This window comes from Campylobacter sp. RKI_CA19_01128 (assembly GCF_025771175.1).
GTDB lineage: Bacteria > Campylobacterota > Campylobacteria > Campylobacterales > Campylobacteraceae > Campylobacter_D.
In genome coordinates, this window is the sequence record NZ_JAKMPU010000027.1 from 1 (window position 1) to 2,330 (window position 2,330).

Annotated in this window: 1 protein-coding gene; it reads right to left on the reverse strand. The window is 29.6% G+C overall.

The window, feature by feature from the left end; all coding sequences use genetic code 11:
- Positions 1-2,330 (reverse strand): hypothetical protein (locus L8U98_RS08110; protein ID WP_263725495.1); only part of this gene is annotated, 2,330 nt, incomplete at both ends.

A 2,330-nucleotide genomic window follows, 5' to 3' on the forward strand; every position in this document is an offset into this window, starting at 1 on the left:
CTTACAGCTTCATCACCTATTAAATTAAGTGAAGCAGTTTGTTCAAAATCAGGTAAATCTCCACCTTGAGAATTATCTATATCAGGAAGTTTAGGTTCAACTAAATGTATTTTAGTAATATCATCAAATTTAGCAAAACTAAATTTTGTATAACCTAGATTTTCAATACCTTTATTAATACTAGCAACATTGGCATTTAAATCACTAATATCATTTGATAAGGCATTGTAGGAATTATAAGCATTAAGCCAGTTATCAAACGCTTGAGTGAATTTAGGATCATTGTAGCTTAGTTTACCTTTATTGACTAAATCTAATAATCTATTAAATTCAGCTTCTGCTGTAAAATAAGCTTGTTCTTTGTCTTTAAAGATTTGCTCTAGCTCTTTGTATTTGTTATATTGTTCTAAAAGATAAGCTTGATTTTTATCTAAATATGAAATTAACCCTAAAGTGTTGCTAACATTTGGCTTGATAATATCATCATAAATAGTTTTAGCTTTTTCGCTTAATCTACCATCAAAATTATGCTCTTGATAGTTTAATAAAAAGCTGATACTTTGAGCTATGCTTAAAGCTTTATCACCATCTATGCCTAAATGTGTTTTTACAACAGCTTTAATTTCTGCTTCACTTGAATCTTTATCTAATCCTTTAAAAGCATTAATAAAATCAGCTAGCTTTTTAAGATCTTCAACACTTACAGTATGCTCCACTCCTCTTATTTCATTGATAATCCATTCCATAATAACATTGGCATATAAATCATCATCATCTAAGATGACATCAGGATCGGCTGGGTCTATTGGATCGGTTGGTTTAGATGGCTTAGATGGTTTTTCTATGGTGTTAGCTTTAGATAAAAAGTCTTTATATGCATCGCTTTGAGTAGAATCGTTATAAGTGTGGATGTTTATTTTATCATTGGTATTATCCCAATAGCTTTGATCGGTAGTTGCATTGCTTAAATCGTTTTCATGGTGATAGATATGGATGTTTTTGAAATTTAAAGACGCTGGAGACATATTTATTCCTAAAAATTTTCCAGTACTTTCTACAGCATTGATATTTACACCTTTATCAAAATATAAATAAATATTTTCAAAGTTGTGATCTAAATTTGCATTATTGCCGATAAATCCACCAGCATAAAACGTACTACTTCCACCAATATTACCATTAATTTTTAAAGTAACATTGGAAAAAAAAGCATCTCCGCTTAATATCCCAGCAAAGCCACCAGAACTACTTTTCACCGATCCTTCATTTTTTGAATCTTCACTAATTATATTGCCAATATTGTTTATAAAAATATTATTAAAAACACCACCATTAAATCCTCGTCCAAGAAATCCACCAGCAAAACTACTCATATCACCGCCATTACTATAGCTATAAATTTCACCTATATTATTTAGTGATATTTTATTAAAGCTATCTTCTCCTATTGAACCAGCAAAACCACCAGAACTACTAGCAATTCCCTTAAATTGCAAACCACTTATTTTTTTAATTCCATCTAAATAAATATTGGAAAAGTTGTTGTTGTATGAACTTCCAATAAAGCCACCAATATCGACAGAAAAGACATTATAGCTATCGGTTGTTCCTGTGATATTTGTTATATTTTTTACGGTAATTTTGTTAAAGTTACTACCAAGTGAACTTCCAATAAAACCACCAATATTAAGACTTTCTGCTTCTCCATTAAAAACAGATTTTATCCCCATTTTGTTATAATCTATATTGATATTTTTAAAATTAGCATCTTTGGAAATGCCAAATATTCCTACATTATATACTTGATTTTTTGTTGTATCTATATTAATGTTTTTTAAAGTATAACCTTGTCCATCAAATGTTTTATTAAAAGCATCTTTATACGCTACTATCATATTGGTGCAGTTATTTCCTTCTATGCAATAATTGGCATAATTTTTACCTTGATCACCACCAAAATCTATATCTCCTACCAGTCTAAACTCATCCACAAATCTAGTATAACCTAAACCTTCATTCCAACCTTTAGCAAAGTGCCACCACTCTATAGCATTATCTTTTTCATTTCCCATATTACCTATAGTTAAAGCTCTTTTGAAATTAAGATTTCCTATATGGTTTTGATAATCTACTGCATTTACTATTACATCATCGCCAAAGTTATATCCACTATTTGCAAAATTTATCATTTGTCTTTGTATATATCCATCTATTACGGCTGTTACATTAATAGTAGAATGTAAATTTGTGCTATCTGCATCAATATATACATAGTTTCCCACCAAATGTGTAGTAGAGTTTTTATTACCTACTTTACCACCTTGTATATC